Origin of the sequence: Micromonospora sp. NPDC005252 (assembly GCF_042872475.1) — a bacterium.
In the GTDB taxonomy this organism is placed as follows: domain Bacteria; phylum Actinomycetota; class Actinomycetes; order Mycobacteriales; family Micromonosporaceae; genus Micromonospora.
In genome coordinates this window covers 581,499-595,850 of sequence record NZ_JBIAKN010000004.1, presented here as the reverse complement: position 1 = coordinate 595,850, position 14,352 = coordinate 581,499, and the positions used below count along the sequence as shown (strand labels likewise).

Genomic DNA, 14,352 nt, shown 5'->3' with positions numbered 1-14,352 from the left:
CGCCTCGGTGCGTACTCGTTGACCGGGACCGCTCAGCCGGCCGCCACCGCCGCCGCCACCCCGGCCGCGATACGGGCCAGGTCGGCGTCGTCGGTGACGTACGGCGGCATCGTGTAGATCAGGTCGCGGAACGGCCGCAGCCAGACGCCCCGCTCGACGGCCGCCGCGGTGGCCGCGCCGAGGTCGACCTCGTGGTCGAGCTGGACCACCCCGATCGCCCCGAGCACCCGCACATCGGCCACGCCCGGGGCGGCGCGCAGCGGCTCCAGGCCGGCGCGCAGGCCGGCGCCGACCCTGGACACCTGCGTCGCCCAGTCCCCGGCCCGCAGCAGCCCGATGGAGGCGTTGGCGACCGCGCAGGCCAGCGGGTTGCCCATGAAGGTGGGCCCGTGGGCCAGCACGCCGTCGGCGGAGATGCCCCGGGCGATCTCGGCGGTGCACAGCGTCGCGGCCAGGGTCAGGTAGCCCCCGGTGAGCGCCTTGCCCACGCACATCACGTCCGGGGCCACCCCGGCGTGCTCGGCGGCGAACATCGCGCCGGTACGGCCGAACCCGGTCGCGATCTCGTCGAAGATCAGCAGCACCCCGTGCGCGCGGGTCACCTCGCGCAGCACCCGCAGGTAACCCGGATGGTGGAACCGCATCCCGCCGGCGCCCTGGACGACAGGCTCGACGATTACCGCGGCCAGCTCGTCGGCGTGCCGCTCGACGGTGTCCACCAACGCCGCCACGTACGCCTCGTCGGGCGGGTCGGTGAAGCCGCCGGGCGGCACCGGGGCGAAGATCTGCCGGGGCAGCACGTCGCCCCAGAGGTGGTGCATCCCGCCCTCCGGGTCGCAGACGCTCATCGGGTGGAACGTGTCGCCGTGGTAGCCACCCCGCCAGGTCGCCAGCCGGCGCCGCTGTGGCCGCCCGATGGCCCGCTGGTACTGCAGGCACATCTTGACCGCCACCTCGACGCTGACCGAGCCGGAGTCGGCCAGGAACACCTGCTCCAGACCCTCCGGGGCCAGCGCGACCAGGGTCCGCGCGAGCTGCACCGCAGGCTCGTGGGTCAGCCCGCCGAACATCACGTGGCTCATCCTGCCGAGCTGGTCGGTCACGGCCGCGTCCAGCACCGGGTGCCGGTAGCCGTGGATCGCCGCCCACCAGGACGACATGCCGTCCACCAGCTCCCGGCCGTCGGCCAGGGTCAGCCGTACGCCCTCGGCGCCGCGCACCACGTACGGCGGGTTCGCCGGTGGCAGCGCGGCGTACGGGTGCCAGACGTGCGCCCGGTCGGTGGCCAGGATCTCCTCGGGCGTCATGCGTGCTCCTTCCAGGCGCCGGTCGTCAGGCCGCCGGTCGGGTCGTTCCTTCTCATCCTTTGCTCTGCTTCAACGGAGGCAACGCCCGGTGTCCGGATATCGGACGCCGGCCGTTGCGTGGGTTGAAGCAGAGCAAAGGCCTCGCGGAGGGGGTGGAACCCCCGCCGCAGAGCCGGCGCGGCGCGGGGCGGGGTCAGCACCGGACCCGGGCCGGTCAACGCCCGGCGACCGGGTCCGGCGCCCCCGCTGTGGCCGCCGCGCGCGCGGCGGCACGGACGGCGGCGCGGACCAGGGCCGGCCCCCGGTAGATGAAGCCGGTGTAGAGCTGCACCAGGTCGGCGCCGGCGTCGACCATCCGCGCCGCGTCGTCCGGGTCCAGCACCCCGCCGACGCCGATGATCGGCAGGGCGCCGGCGGTCTCCCGATGGACGAACGCGACCACGTCCCGGGCGCGGCCGGTCAGCGGCCGGCCGGACAGGCCACCGGTCTCGGCGCCGCGTTCGGCCTCGGCCGGGGCCAGGCCGTCGCGGGCCAGGGTGGTGTTGGTGGCGATCACCCCGGCGGCGCCCCGGGCCAGGCACACCTCCAGCAGCTCGGCGATCGCCGCCTCGGTGAGATCCGGTGCGATCTTGACCAGCACCGGCTTCTCCCCCACCAGCGCGGCCAGCAGGGCGTCCAGATGCGCGCGGTCCTGCAACGAGCGCAGGCCCGGGGTGTTCGGCGAGGACACGTTGACCGCGAAGTAGTCGCCGTGCCCGCGCAGCGCCCGGTACGAGGCGAGGTAGTCCTCGACCGCCTCGTCGAGCGGGGTCACCTTGGACTTGCCCAGCGAGATCCCCAGCGGCACCCCGATGGGGCGCGGCAGCGCGTCCAGCCGGGCGGCCAGCGCGGCGGCCCCGGCGTTGTTGAAGCCCATCCGGTTGACCACGGCCTCGCTGGCCGGCAGCCGGAACAGCCGTGGCCGGGGGTTGCCCGGCTGGGCGTGCGCCGTCACCGTGCCGACCTCGACGAAGCCGAAGCCGAGCGCCGGCCAGGCCGCCAGCGCGGCGCCGTCCTTGTCCATGCCGGCGGCCAGCCCGACCGGGTTGGGGAATCGCACGCCGAACACCGTGCGCGGCGCCTGGACGGCGTAGCGGGCCCGCAGGGCCGCCAACGCCACCGGACGCCGCGACAGCCCGGCCAACCGCCGCAGCGTCCACTCGTGCGCGGCCTCGGCGTCGCCACCGCCGAGGCGGAACAACCCCGGCCGCACGACCCGCTCGAACAGGGTCACTGGGCCGCCCGGAGGGTGGCGTGCAGGTCCTGCAGGGGGCGGACCTGCATGTCGCCCCGGATCCGCGCCTCGATGCCCATGACCGCCGCCGCCGCGCCCGGAACGGTGGTGATGCAGGGGATGTCGGCGGTGACGGCGGCGCTGCGGATCTCGTAGCCGTCGGAGCGGGCGCTCGCGCCGGAGCCCTGCGGGGTGTTGACCACCAGGGCCACGTCGCCGCCGAGGATCAGCGACACCGCGTCCTCCCCCTCGCCGGCCTCGTAGTGCTTGCGGATCTGCTCGCAGGCGATCCCGTGCCGGCGCAGCACCTCGGCCGTGCCGGTGGTGGCGACGATCTCGAAGCCTAGGTCGGCCAGCCGCTTGATCGGGAAGATCATGCCGCGCTTGTCCCGGTTGGCCACCGACACGAAGATCTTCCCGGCGGTCGGCAGCGACCCGTACGCGGCGGACTGGCTCTTGGCGAAGGCGTGCCCGAAGTTGGTGTCGATGCCCATCACCTCGCCGGTCGACTTCATCTCCGGGCCGAGCAGCGAGTCGATCCCCTTGCCGGCCCGGGTCCGGAAGCGCTTGAACGGCAGCACCGCCTCCTTGACCGCGATCGGCGCGTCGGCGGGCATCGTGCCGCCGTCGCCCGTCGCCGGGAGCAGGCCCTCGGCGCGCAGCTCGGCGATGGTCGCGCCGAGCGCGATCCGGGCGGCCGCCTTGGCAAGCGGAACGGCCGTCGCCTTCGAGACGAACGGCACGGTCCGCGACGCGCGCGGGTTGGCCTCCAGGACGTAGAGCACGTCGTCCTTGAGCGCGTACTGCACGTTGAGCAGACCGCGCACGCCGACACCGCGGGCGATCGCCTCGGTGTAGCGGCGGACCTCGGCCAGGTGCGACCCCGCGAGGGTGATCGGCGGCAGCGCGCAGGACGAGTCGCCGGAGTGGATCCCGGCCTCCTCGATGTGCTCCATCACGCCACCGATGTAGACCGCGCCGTCGGCGTCGCACAGGGCGTCCACGTCGATCTCGATGGCGTCGTCGAGGAACCGGTCCACCAGCACCGGATGGTCGCCGGAGATGTCGGTGGCCCGACCGATGTAGTCGCGCAGCGTCGGGTCGTCGTAGACGATCTCCATGCCCCGCCCGCCCAGCACGTACGACGGTCGGACCAGCACCGGGTAGCCGATCTCGTCGGCGATCGTCTTGGCCTCGTCGTAGGACGTGGCCATGCCGTGCGCCGGCGCGCGCAGCCCGGCACGGGCCAGCACCGCGCCGAACGCGCCCCGCTCCTCGGCCAGGTGGATCGACTCCGGGGAGGTGCCGACGATCGGCACGCCGGCGTTCTTGAGCCGCTGCGCCAACCCCAGCGGGGTCTGCCCGCCGAGCTGCACGACCACGCCGACCACGCCCGGCCCGCCGGCCGCCCGGCCGGAGGAGTCCTCCGCGTGCCAGACCTCCAGGACGTCCTCGAAGGTCAGCGGTTCGAAGTAGAGCCGGTCGGCGGTGTCGTAGTCGGTGGAGACCGTCTCGGGGTTGCAGTTGACCATGACGGTCTCGTAACCGGCCGACCGCAGCGCCTGCACCGCGTGCACGCACGAGTAGTCGAACTCGATGCCCTGCCCGATCCGGTTCGGGCCGGAGCCCAGGATCAGCACCTTCGGCCGGCCCGACGGCACGACCTCGGTCTCCAGGTCATAGGTGGAGTAGTGGTAGGGGGTGGTGGCCTCGAACTCGGCCGCGCAGGTGTCCACGGTCTTGTAGACCGGGCGCACGTCGAGGCGGTGGCGCAGGGTCCGTACGCCGTCCTCGGCCGCCAGCTCCGGACGCAGCGCGGCGAGCTGCCGGTCGGACAGGCCGGCCCGCTTGGCGCGACGCAGCAGCTCGACGTCGAGCACCGGCGCGTCGACGATCTCGGCGCGCAGCTCGATCAGCGCGGCGATCTGGTCCAGGAACCAGGGGTCGATCCCGCCGGACGCCTCGGCGACCTCGGCGATCGACGCGCCGAGGCGCAGCGCCCGCTCCACCGTGTAGAGCCGGCCGTCGTGCGGGATGCGCAGCGCGGTGAGGGTGTTCTCCCGCGTCGCGTCGGCCGGGTCGGGCTGCGTCCAGAAGCCGGCGGCCTTGGTTTCCATCGAGCGCATCGCCTTGTTCAGCGCCTCGGTGAAGTTGCGCCCGAGGCTCATCGCCTCGCCCACCGACTTCATGGTGGTGGTCAGTTCCGGGTCCGCGCCGGGGAACTTCTCGAACGCGAACCGGGGGATCTTCACCACCACGTAGTCGAGGGTCGGCTCGAACGCCGCCGGGGTCTTCAGGGTGATGTCGTTGGGGATCTCGTCGAGCGTGTAGCCGATGGCCAGCTTCGCGGCGATCTTCGCGATCGGGAAGCCGGTCGCCTTGGACGCCAGCGCCGAGGAGCGCGACACCCGGGGGTTCATCTCGATCACGACGATCCGGCCGTCGACCGGGTTGACCGCGAACTGGATGTTGCAGCCGCCGGTGTCCACCCCGACCTCGCGCAGCACCGCGATGCCCAGGTCGCGCAGGCGCTGGTACTCCCGGTCGGTGAGCGTCATGGCCGGGGCCACGGTGACGCTGTCGCCGGTGTGCACGCCCATCGGGTCCAGGTTCTCGATCGAGCAGACGACCACCACGTTGTCGTGCCGGTCGCGCATCAGCTCCAGCTCGTACTCCTTCCAGCCGAGCACGCTCTCCTCAATGAGCACCTCGTGCACCGGACTGGCGGTCAGGCCGTCACCGGCGATGCGGGCCAGGTCCTCCGGGGTGTGCGCCATGCCGGAGCCCAGGCCACCCATGGTGAACGACGGCCGGATCACCACCGGCAGGCCCAGCTCGGCGACTGTCGCCTCGACCTCGTCCATGGAGTGGCACACCCGGGAGCGGGGCACCAGCCCGGCCGGGTCGTCGACGCCCAGGCGTACGCCGGCCTTCGCCACGATCTCCTTGAACAGCTGGCGGTCCTCGCCCCGGTTGATGGCGTCGATGTTCGCGCCGATCAGCTCGACGCCGTACTTGTCCAGGACGCCGGCCTCGTGCAGGGCGACGGCCGTGTTCAGCGCGGTCTGCCCGCCGAGGGTGGCCAGGATCGCGTCCGGGCGCTCCTTGGCGATGACCAGCTCCACGAACTCCGGGGTGATCGGCTCGACGTACGTGGCGTCGGCGAACTCGGGGTCCGTCATGATCGTGGCGGGGTTGGAGTTGACCAGGCTGACCCGGATGCCCTCGCTGCGCAGCACCCGGCACGCCTGCGTGCCGGAGTAGTCGAACTCGCAGGCCTGCCCGATGACGATCGGCCCGGAGCCGATCACGAGGATGTGCTTGAGATCGGTCCGCTTAGGCATTGCTGCGCCCCTTGCTGTGGGTCCGGCCTTCGATCAGTTCCGCGAAACGGTCGAAGAGGTAGTCGGCGTCGTGCGGGCCGGCCGCCGCCTCCGGGTGGTACTGCACGGTGAAGGCGGGGACGTCCACGGCCCGCAGCCCCTCGACCACGTTGTCATTGAGGCAGACGTGCGACACCCGCACCCCGCCGAAGTCGGTGTCGATCACCTGGTCGGGAACGACCGCGCCCTGCCCCGCACCGGGCACCCGGACCGCGAAGCCGTGGTTGTGGCTGGTCACCTCCACCTTGCCGGTGGCCCGATCGAGCACCGGCTGGTTGATCCCCCGGTGGCCGTAGCCCAGCTTGTAGGTGCCGAAGCCGAGCGCCCGGCCGAGAATCTGGCTGCCGAAGCAGATGCCGAACAGCGGCACCTCCCGCCGCAGCGCCTCCCGGGCCAGCGCCACCGGGCCGTCGGCCGTCGCCGGGTCGCCGGGGCCGGGCGACAGGAAGACCGCGTCGGCGCCGGTGGCCAGCAGGTCCTCGATGCTCGACGAGGCCGGCAGCACGTGGGTGGTCACCCCGCGCGCGGCCAGTCGGCGCGGCACGTTGCGCTTGATGCCCAGGTCCAGCGCCGCCACGGTGAACCGGTGCTCGCCGACCGCCTCGACGACGTACGGCTGGGCGGTGGTCACCTCGGCGGACAGGTCCGCGCCGACCATCTGCGGTGACTGCCGGACCCGGGCCAGCAGGCTCTGCGGGTCCTTCTCGACGCTGGAGATGCCCACCCGCATGGCGCCCCGCTCGCGCAGGTGCCGGGTCAACGCCCGGGTGTCCACACCGCTGATGCCCACCACACCCTCGGTGGCGAGGCGGTCCTCCAGGCTGCCGGTGGCTCGCCAGTTCGAGCCGATCCGGGCCGGGTCGCGGACGACGTAGCCGGCCACCCAGATCCGGCCGGACTCGTCGTCCTCGCCGTTGACGCCGGTGTTGCCGATGTGCGGCGCGGTCTGCACCACCACCTGCCGGTGGTAGGACGGATCGGTAAGCGTCTCCTGGTAACCGGTCATGCCGGTGTTGAAGACCGCCTCGCCGAAAGTCTCACCGACGCTGCCGTACGCCTCGCCGGGGAACGTGCGCCCGTCCTCGAGGACGAGAATCGCGGGTCTGCGCTTGCTCACTTGACAGCCTTTCCGTCCAGGACCGTCGGCTCGCCGCGCAGGAAGGTCGCCACGATGCGACCCGGCAGCGTCATGCGGGCGTACGGGGTGTTGCGACTGCGACTGGCCAGTTCCGCCGGCTCGATGGTGCGGCGGGCGGCCGGGTCGATCAGGGTCAGGTTGGCCGGCACACCGGGCGCCGGGTCGACGCCGTGCCCGGTCAGCCCCGCGATCCGGGCGGGGGTGCGCGACATCCGCTCGGCGATCAGGTCCCACTCGGGGCCGAGCACGTCGAGCGCGATGGACAGGGCCGTCTCCAGGCCGAGCATCCCCGGCCGGGCGTACGCCCACTCGCACTCCTTGTCCTCCACGGCGTGCGGGGCGTGGTCGGTGGCGATGATGTCGATGACGCCGTCGGCGAGCGCGGACCGCAGGGCGGTGATGTCCGCGGCCGTGCGCAGCGGCGGGTTCACCTTGAAGACCGGGTCGTAGGTCGCCGCCCGCTCGTCGGTGAGCAGCAGGTGGTGCGGGGTGACCTCGGCGGTGACGCGTACGCCACGGGCCTTGGCCTGGCGCAGCACCTCGACGCTGCCGGCGGTGGAGACGTGGCAGACGTGCAGGCGGCTGCCCACGTGCTCGGCCAGCAGCACGTCCCGGGCGATGATCGCCTCCTCGGCGACCGCCGGCCAGCCGATCAGCCCCAGCCGGGTGGAGACCTCACCCTCGTGCATCTGGGCGCCCTCGGTGAGGCGGGGCTCCTCGGCGTGCTGGGCGATGATCCCGTCGAACGCCTTGACGTACTCCAGGGCCCGGCGCATCAGCAACGGGTCGGCGACGCAGTGCCCGTCGTCGGAGAAGATCCGCACGCGGGCCGCCGAGTCGGCCATCGCGCCCAGCTCGGCCAGGCGCTCGCCGGCCAACCCGACGGTGACCGCGCCGACCGGCTGCACGTCGACCAGGCCGGCCTCCCGGCCGAGCCGCCAGACCTGCTCGACGACGCCGGCGGTGTCCGCGACCGGCGAGGTGTTCGCCATCGCGCAGACCGCCGTGTAGCCGCCCAACGCCGCCGCCCGGGACCCGGACTCGACGGTCTCGGCGTCCTCCCGGCCGGGCTCGCGCAGGTGGGTGTGCAGGTCGACCAGGCCCGGCAGGGCGACCAGCCCGGCGCCGTCGACCACCACGGCGTCCGGCGCGGACAGCCCCGGACCGACCTCGGCGACGACGCCGTCGCGGATCAGCAGGTCGGTCGGCGCGGCGCCGACGATGCTCACGCTGGTGATGAGGTACGCGGTCACCGGTTGTTCCCTCCGAGCAGCAGGTACAGAACAGCCATCCGCACGGAGACCCCGTTGGTGACCTGTTCGACGATGGTGGAGCGGGGTGAGTCGGCCACCTCGGGGGTGATCTCCATCCCCCGGTTCATCGGGCCCGGGTGCATGACGATCGCGTGCTCGGGCAGGCGGCGCATCCGCGGGCCGTCCAGCCCATAACGGCGGGAGTACTCGCGCGCGGAGGGGAAGTAGGAGTCCTTCATCCGCTCCCGCTGCACCCGCAGCATCATCACCACGTCGACGTCGGGCAGCACGGCGTCGAGGTCGTAGGACACGTCGGTGCCCGGGGCGAGCGCGCCGGCGATGTCGACGGGGATGAGGGTGGGCGGACCGACCAGGGTGACCTTCGCGCCGAGGGTGGACAGCAGCAGGACGTTGGAGCGGGCCACCCGCGAGTGCAGCACGTCGCCGACCACCGCGACCGACAGGCCGGCCAGCCGGCCCAGCCGGGCCCGCATGGTGTACGCGTCGAGCAGCGCCTGGGTCGGGTGCTCGTGGGTGCCGTCGCCGGCGTTGACCACCGACCCGTCCACCCAGTTGGCGAGCCGGTGCGGGGCGCCGGAGGCGGGGTGCCGCACGACCACCGCGTCGGCGCCCATCGCCTGCAGGGTCAGCGCGGTGTCCTTCAGGCTCTCGCCCTTGGCGACGCTGGACCCCTTCGCGGAAAAGTTGATCACGTCGGCGCTGAGCCGCTTCGCCGCCGCCTCGAACGAGATCCGGGTGCGGGTGGAGTCCTCGTAGAAGAGGTTCACCACCGTCCGGCCACGCAGCGCGGGCAGCTTCTTGATCTCGCGGCCGGCGACCGTGGCCATCTCGGCGGCGGTGTCCAGGATCTCGGTGGCGGTGTCGGCGTCCAGGTCCGCGCCGGAGAGCAGGTGCCTGATCATGAGGTGGTTCCCCCGTACAACTTGACCTCGTCGGCGCCGTCGGTCTCGGCGAGCGTCACCTTGACGCTCTCGGCGAGCGCCGTCGGGATGTTCTTGCCGACGTAGTCGGCGCGGATCGGCAACTCACGGTGGCCGCGGTCGACCAGGACGGCGAGCTGCACCGACGCCGGGCGGCCCACGTCGTTGAGCGCGTCGAGCGCGGCGCGCACGGTGCGCCCGGAGAAGAGCACGTCGTCGACGAGGATCACCCGCTTGCCGTCGATGCCGCCGCTGGGCACCTGGGTCGGGCCGATCGCGCGGGTCGCGTGCCGACGCAGGTCGTCGCGGTAGAGGGTGATGTCGAGCACACCGACCGGGACGACGACGTCCTCGAAGGTGCTGATCCGGGAGGCGAGCCGCCGCGCGAGGGGCGCACCCCGGGTGGGAATCCCGAGCAGCACGGTGTCGGCGGCGCCCTGGGTCTTCTCCAGGATCTGGTGGGCGATGCGGTCGACCACGCGCTGCACGTCGGCGCTGGCGAGGATCACCTTCACCGAGGGTTGTCGCGGTGGTGACGAGCGGGCAGCCGGTGGGTATGCCACGGCGGACCTCCTTCCCCGCCTCACGGGACGGGTCGTTAAAGGATGTCGGGCACCTCCGGCCGGCGAGCGCGAGCGAACCCGACCGAGGCTTCACGCCACGTTACCAGTGGTCACCGGGCCGACGGACGGCGGCCGCTGACCACCGGATCAGGCCGACGAAATGGGGATAACTCCCTCGGTGCTCCCCAACGGTAAGGTCACGACCACTTGACCACGTGTCGCATTCCCCGTACCGTCACGCTCCGTAGCGATCGACGGGAGAACCCCGAGCAGCACTGGGAGTGTCCGAATGCCCTCTGAATACGCCAAATCTCTGGGCGCACGCCTGCGCTCCATCCGCCAGCAGCAGGGCCTCTCCCTGCAGGGTGTGGAGGAGAAGTCGAACGGGCGGTGGAAGGCCGTGGTGGTCGGCTCGTACGAGCGTGGCGACCGGGCCGTGACGGTGTCCCGTCTGGCCGAGCTGGCCGAGTTCTACCGGGTCCCCGTCTCGGAACTGCTGCCGGACGGCAGCGGCGTCCGGCACGAGCCCACCAGCAAGATCGTTCTGGACCTGGAGCGGCTCTACGACGAGGCCTCCGAGGACCTGGCCTACGTCGCCCGCTACGCCCGCGCCATCCAGCAGCAGCGCGGTGACTACAACGGCCGGGTGCTCTCCATCCGCGCCGACGACCTGCGGGCGCTCGCGATCGTCTACGACGCCTCACCGTCGGGTCTGATCGAGCGGCTCACCGAGCACGGCGTGCTGGTGGCCGACCCCCGGGCGTTCTTCGCCTCCTGAGCTGTCGCTTCACCGAAAGAAGGGCCCGTGCCGGATGGCACGGGCCCTTCTCGTCGTACGGGTTACGCGGCCGCTCAGCGGGTGGCGTACTCGGCGATGCGCCCGAGCACGCCGTTGAGGAACCGCGGCGAATCGTCGGTGGACATCTGCCGGGCCAACTCGACGGCCTCGCTGATCGCCACCGCGTCGTCGATCTCGTCGACGTAGAGCAACTCGTAGACGGCGATCCGGGCCAGGTTGCGGTCGACCACCGGCATCCGCTCCAACGTCCAACCCTCGGCGTAGCTGGCGATCAGCTCGTCGATGCGGTTGAGGTGCTCGGCGACCCCCTCGATCAGGCCCACCGCGTAACCCAGGTGCTCCGGGCGGGGCTGTTCGATGCGCTGGAGGTAGCCGGCCAGGACCTCGACGGGCGGCCGATCCCGCAGGTCGGCCTCGTAGAGGACGTCCAGCGCCCGCTTGCGCGCCTTACGGCGCGCCGGCATCTGCTGCTTGGGACCCTCAGCCATCAGGCGCGGCCGAGGTAACGGCCGTCGCGGGTGTCGACCTTGATCTTCTCACCGGTGGTGATGAACAGCGGAACCGGCACGGTGGCGCCGGTCTCCACGGTCGCCGGCTTGGTGCCGCCGGTCGAACGGTCGCCCTGCAGGCCGGGCTCGGTGTAGGTGACCTCCAGCACGACGCTGGTGGGCAGCTCGATGTAGAGCGGCACACCCTCGTGCTGGGCGACGGTCGCCTCCGCCTCGGGCAGCAGGTAGTTGGCTGCCTCGCCGACGGTGCCGCCGGGCACGGTGATCTGGTCGAAGGTCTCCAGATCCATGAAGACGAAGTCTTCGCCGTCGGCGTACAAATACTGCATCGTGCGCTTGTCCACGGTCGCGGTTTCGACCTTGGTGCCCGCGTTGAAGGTCTTGTCGACCACCTTCCCGGACAGCACGTTCTTCAGCGTGGTGCGCACGAACGCGCCACCCTTACCGGGCTTGACGTGCTGGAACTCGACGACGGCCCAGAGCTCGCCGTCCAGGTTGAGTACCAGGCCGTTTTTGAGGTCGTTGGTGGAGGCCATTTCCTGCCTTGATCATCAATTGGCGGACAGACCCTAGGAGTCTACTAGCTGCGTCGAATCGCCCGGTCCCCGCTCGGGACGACCCCTGCGCGGGTGGCCAGGTGGTGCAGGGCGAGGCGGTAGCCGTCGATGCCGAGACCACAGATCACCCCGGTCGCCACCGCGGAGACGACGGAGTGGTGCCGGAACTCCTCGCGGGCGTGGATGTTGGAGAGGTGCACCTCCACCAGCGGCCCGCGCAGCATGGCGCAGGCGTCGCGCACCGCGTACGAGTAGTGCGACCAGGCGGCCGGGTTGAGCACCACGGCGGCGCCCTCGTCGGCGGCGGCGTGCAGCCAGCCGAGCAGCTCGTGCTCGGCGTCGGTCTGCCGGACCGTCACGTCGAGCCCCAGGTCCCGGCCGGTGGCCTCGCAGAGCGTCACCAGGTCGGCGTAGCTGGTCGAGCCGTACACGGCGGGCTCCCGGGTGCCGAGGCGGCCCAGGTTCGGCCCGTTCAACACGTACACCTTCACGGGGTGGCCACCTCGCGGTAGGCGGCCTCCAGCAGCGCGTCGTCCGGGCCCTCCAGCATCGCCGGGCGGGCCAGCGCGTCCAGCACCACGAACCGCAGCCGGCTGCCCCGGGCCTTCTTGTCCACCCGCATCACGGCCAGCAGCCGCTCCCAGGCGTCGGCCGGGTAGCTCACCGGCAGACCGAGCGCGGTCAGGGTACGCCGGTGCCGATCGGCGGTCGACGCGTCCAGCCGGCCGGCGAGCCGGGCCAGCGTGGCCGCGTACACCAGGCCCACGGCCACGGCGTGGCCGTGCCGCCAGCGGTAACCCTCGACCTGCTCGATGGCGTGGGCCAGGGTGTGGCCGTAGTTGAGCACCTCCCGCAGGCCCGACTCGCGCAGGTCGCCGGCGACCACGTCCGCCTTGACCCGGATGGCCCGCTCGATCAGCTCCCGGGTCACCGGCCCGCGCGGGTCGGTGGCCGCCGCCGGGTCACGCTCGACGAGATCCAGGATCACCGGGTCGGCGATGAAGCCGCACTTGACCACCTCGGCCAGCCCGGCCGCCAGGTCGACGGCGGGCAGGCTGTCCAGGGTGGCCAGGTCGGCCAGCACGCCGACCGGCGGGTGGAACGCGCCGACCAGGTTCTTGCCGGCGGCGGTGTTGATCCCGGTCTTGCCGCCCACGGCGGCGTCCACCATGCCCAGCAGCGAGGTGGCCACCGGCACCCAGCGCACGCCCCGCAGCCAGCAGGCCGCGACGAAGCCGGCCAGGTCGGTCACCGCGCCGCCGCCGACGCCGACCACCGCGTCGGTACGGGTGAAACCAGCCGCGCCCAGCCGGTCCCAACAGGCGGCCGCCACCTCGATCTGCTTGCCCGACTCGGCGTCGGGCACCTCGATCGGCAGCGGCTCGACGCCGGCCGCGCGCAGCCGTTCGCCGATCGCGTCGGCCAGGGCCTTGAGCGGGGGCGTGTGCAGCACCGCCGCCCGGGTCGCGCCGGGCAGCAGCCCGGGCAGCGCGTCCAGCAGGTCGCGCCCGACCAGCACGTCGTACGGCCGTTCGCCGCCGACCGGAATCCGGGTCACCTCGTCCATCGCCGGCAGCCTAGTCCAGCGGACGGCGTGGCGACCGCGTCTGTCCACCTGCTGGCCGGGCGGCCCAGTCGGCCAGCAGGCGCGCGTGCTCGGCCACGGCGGTACGCAACGCGTCCGGGTGGCGCACGGTGAACGCGCAGCCCAGCCCGGCGAGCAGCGCCGCCATACCGGGAAGGCTCTCCGCCCGGGCCCGCAGCAGCACCCCGCCGCCGCTGGCGGTCAGCTCGGCCACACTGGCCGGGATGCGCCGCCGGGCGGCGACCAGGTCGGTCTCCAGCAGCACCTCGACCTCGTGCCGGTAGGGCACGCCCGCCAGCGACCGGGTCAGCCACGCCACCGCGTCGAAGCCGTCCGGCACCGTGAACGTCGCCGCGCCGGGCGTCACGGCGCCGATCCGGTCCAGTCGGAACGTGCGCACCTCCCCGCGCCGGTGGTCGTGGCCGGTGACGTACCAGCGGCCGGCGTGGAAGACCAGCCCGTACGGGTCGAGGTCGCGATGCGACCGCTCACCACGCCACGAGCGGTAGTCCAGGCTCACCCGCTGCCGGTGCCGGGCGGCCGCGGCCAGGGCCAGCAGGGTGCCCGACGCCGGTCGCGCCTGGGGCTCGGGCCGCCGCAGGGTGAAGCCGAGGTGCTCCTGCACGGCGGTCAGCCGATCGGCCAGCGCCGCCGGCAGCACCCGGCGGATCTTCGCCAGGGCGGTCGCCGTGGCCGGCAGCTCGGTGGCCAGCCCGACCCGTTCGGCGACGACCAGGCCGAGCAGCACGGCCACCGCCTCATCGTCGGTGAGCATCAGCGGCGGCAGCTTGAACCCGGGATGCAGCCGGTAGCCGCCGTGCCGGCCCCGGTCGGCGAGCACCGGGATGCCCAGCTCGACAAGGGTGGCCGCGTAGCGGCGCACCGTCCGTTCGTCCACACCGAGCCGGCTGGCGAGCTCGCCGGCCGTCGCCCGGTGCCGGGCCTGGAGCAGCTCGAGCAGGGCCAGCACCCGACCGGCGGGATGAGACACGGGCCACTCCTCCAAACCGGGCGGATTCTGTCCGGTTTCGATCGTACGGTCGC

Annotated in this window: 13 protein-coding genes; 1 reads left to right on the top strand and 12 read right to left on the bottom strand. The window is 72.7% G+C overall.

The window, feature by feature from the left end:
• Positions 1–32: 32 nt before the first annotated feature.
• The 7 genes from ACFYPH_RS15770 to pyrR form a co-directional block, all read right to left on the bottom strand.
• Positions 33–1,307 carry an adenosylmethionine--8-amino-7-oxononanoate transaminase gene (locus ACFYPH_RS15770; RefSeq protein WP_387182252.1) on the bottom strand — a complete coding sequence of 425 codons (1,275 nt, stop codon included), beginning with the start codon at positions 1,305–1,307 and terminating at the stop codon, positions 33–35.
• Positions 1,308–1,521: 214 nt separating this feature from the next.
• Entirely contained in the window at positions 1,522–2,580 is a 1,059-nt protein-coding gene (locus ACFYPH_RS15765) for a quinone-dependent dihydroorotate dehydrogenase (protein WP_355067093.1), read from the bottom strand.
• Positions 2,577–5,924: a carbamoyl-phosphate synthase large subunit gene (carB, locus tag ACFYPH_RS15760; protein ID WP_354862812.1), complete on the bottom strand. Its 3,348-nt coding sequence runs from the start codon at positions 5,922–5,924 to the stop codon at positions 2,577–2,579. The genes ACFYPH_RS15765 and carB overlap by 4 nt, the downstream gene beginning before the upstream one ends.
• Complete coding sequence (gene carA, locus ACFYPH_RS15755; RefSeq protein ID WP_387182248.1) at positions 5,917–7,080, bottom strand: glutamine-hydrolyzing carbamoyl-phosphate synthase small subunit; 1,164 nt, start codon at positions 7,078–7,080, stop codon at positions 5,917–5,919. The genes carB and carA overlap by 8 nt, the downstream gene beginning before the upstream one ends.
• Positions 7,077–8,354: a dihydroorotase gene (locus tag ACFYPH_RS15750; protein WP_355067091.1), complete on the bottom strand. Its 1,278-nt coding sequence runs from the start codon at positions 8,352–8,354 to the stop codon at positions 7,077–7,079. Before ACFYPH_RS15750 ends, carA begins: the two co-directional genes overlap by 4 nt.
• Positions 8,351–9,277 (bottom strand): aspartate carbamoyltransferase catalytic subunit, encoded by a 927-nt coding sequence (locus ACFYPH_RS15745; protein WP_007458351.1) that lies wholly within the window; start codon positions 9,275–9,277, stop codon positions 8,351–8,353. The genes ACFYPH_RS15750 and ACFYPH_RS15745 overlap by 4 nt, the downstream gene beginning before the upstream one ends.
• On the bottom strand, positions 9,274–9,858 hold the full coding sequence (gene pyrR / locus ACFYPH_RS15740; protein WP_007458350.1) for a bifunctional pyr operon transcriptional regulator/uracil phosphoribosyltransferase PyrR: 585 nt from the start codon (positions 9,856–9,858) through the stop codon (positions 9,274–9,276). Before pyrR ends, ACFYPH_RS15745 begins: the two co-directional genes overlap by 4 nt.
• A gap of 289 nt (positions 9,859–10,147) precedes the next feature.
• Here pyrR and ACFYPH_RS15735 point away from each other — a divergent pair, with 289 nt between their 5' ends.
• Positions 10,148–10,636 carry a transcriptional regulator gene (locus tag ACFYPH_RS15735; protein ID WP_007458348.1) on the top strand — a complete coding sequence of 163 codons (489 nt, stop codon included), beginning with the start codon at positions 10,148–10,150 and terminating at the stop codon, positions 10,634–10,636.
• A 74-nt stretch (positions 10,637–10,710) separates the two neighbouring features.
• Here the strand turns inward: ACFYPH_RS15735 and nusB are convergent, their stop codons facing one another.
• From nusB to ACFYPH_RS15710, 5 genes are read right to left on the bottom strand one after another with little or no spacing between them, the layout of a single operon-like run.
• Positions 10,711–11,121 carry a transcription antitermination factor NusB gene (gene nusB / locus ACFYPH_RS15730; RefSeq protein ID WP_193376622.1) on the bottom strand — a complete coding sequence of 137 codons (411 nt, stop codon included), beginning with the start codon at positions 11,119–11,121 and terminating at the stop codon, positions 10,711–10,713.
• Between the two features lie 23 nt (positions 11,122–11,144).
• Positions 11,145–11,702: an elongation factor P gene (efp, locus tag ACFYPH_RS15725; RefSeq protein WP_007458344.1), complete on the bottom strand. Its 558-nt coding sequence runs from the start codon at positions 11,700–11,702 to the stop codon at positions 11,145–11,147.
• A 44-nt stretch (positions 11,703–11,746) separates the two neighbouring features.
• A complete protein-coding gene (aroQ, locus tag ACFYPH_RS15720) occupies positions 11,747–12,214 on the bottom strand; it encodes a type II 3-dehydroquinate dehydratase (RefSeq protein ID WP_354863183.1) in 468 nt (155 codons plus the stop codon).
• Positions 12,211–13,290 carry a 3-dehydroquinate synthase gene (gene aroB / locus ACFYPH_RS15715; RefSeq protein WP_354863182.1) on the bottom strand — a complete coding sequence of 360 codons (1,080 nt, stop codon included), beginning with the start codon at positions 13,288–13,290 and terminating at the stop codon, positions 12,211–12,213. Before aroB ends, aroQ begins: the two co-directional genes overlap by 4 nt.
• A gap of 10 nt (positions 13,291–13,300) precedes the next feature.
• Entirely contained in the window at positions 13,301–14,299 is a 999-nt protein-coding gene (locus tag ACFYPH_RS15710; protein ID WP_387182243.1) for a helix-turn-helix transcriptional regulator, read from the bottom strand.
• Between the last annotated feature and the right edge of the window lie 53 nt (positions 14,300–14,352).

What these genes read in the sequence shown, in the direction of transcription:
- aroB (WP_354863182.1), bottom strand. Translation starts at nt 13,290, where the DNA reads ATGGACGAGGTGACCCGGATTCCGGTCGGCGGCGAACGGCCGTACGAC.
- ACFYPH_RS15770 (WP_387182252.1), bottom strand. Translation starts at nt 1,307, where the DNA reads ATGACGCCCGAGGAGATCCTGGCCACCGACCGGGCGCACGTCTGGCAC.
- carB (WP_354862812.1), bottom strand. Translation starts at nt 5,924, where the DNA reads ATGCCTAAGCGGACCGATCTCAAGCACATCCTCGTGATCGGCTCCGGG.
- efp (WP_007458344.1), bottom strand. Translation starts at nt 11,702, where the DNA reads ATGGCCTCCACCAACGACCTCAAAAACGGCCTGGTACTCAACCTGGAC.
- ACFYPH_RS15735 (WP_007458348.1), top strand. Translation starts at nt 10,148, where the DNA reads ATGCCCTCTGAATACGCCAAATCTCTGGGCGCACGCCTGCGCTCCATC.
- ACFYPH_RS15745 (WP_007458351.1), bottom strand. Translation starts at nt 9,277, where the DNA reads ATGATCAGGCACCTGCTCTCCGGCGCGGACCTGGACGCCGACACCGCC.
- nusB (WP_193376622.1), bottom strand. Translation starts at nt 11,121, where the DNA reads ATGCCGGCGCGCCGTAAGGCGCGCAAGCGGGCGCTGGACGTCCTCTAC.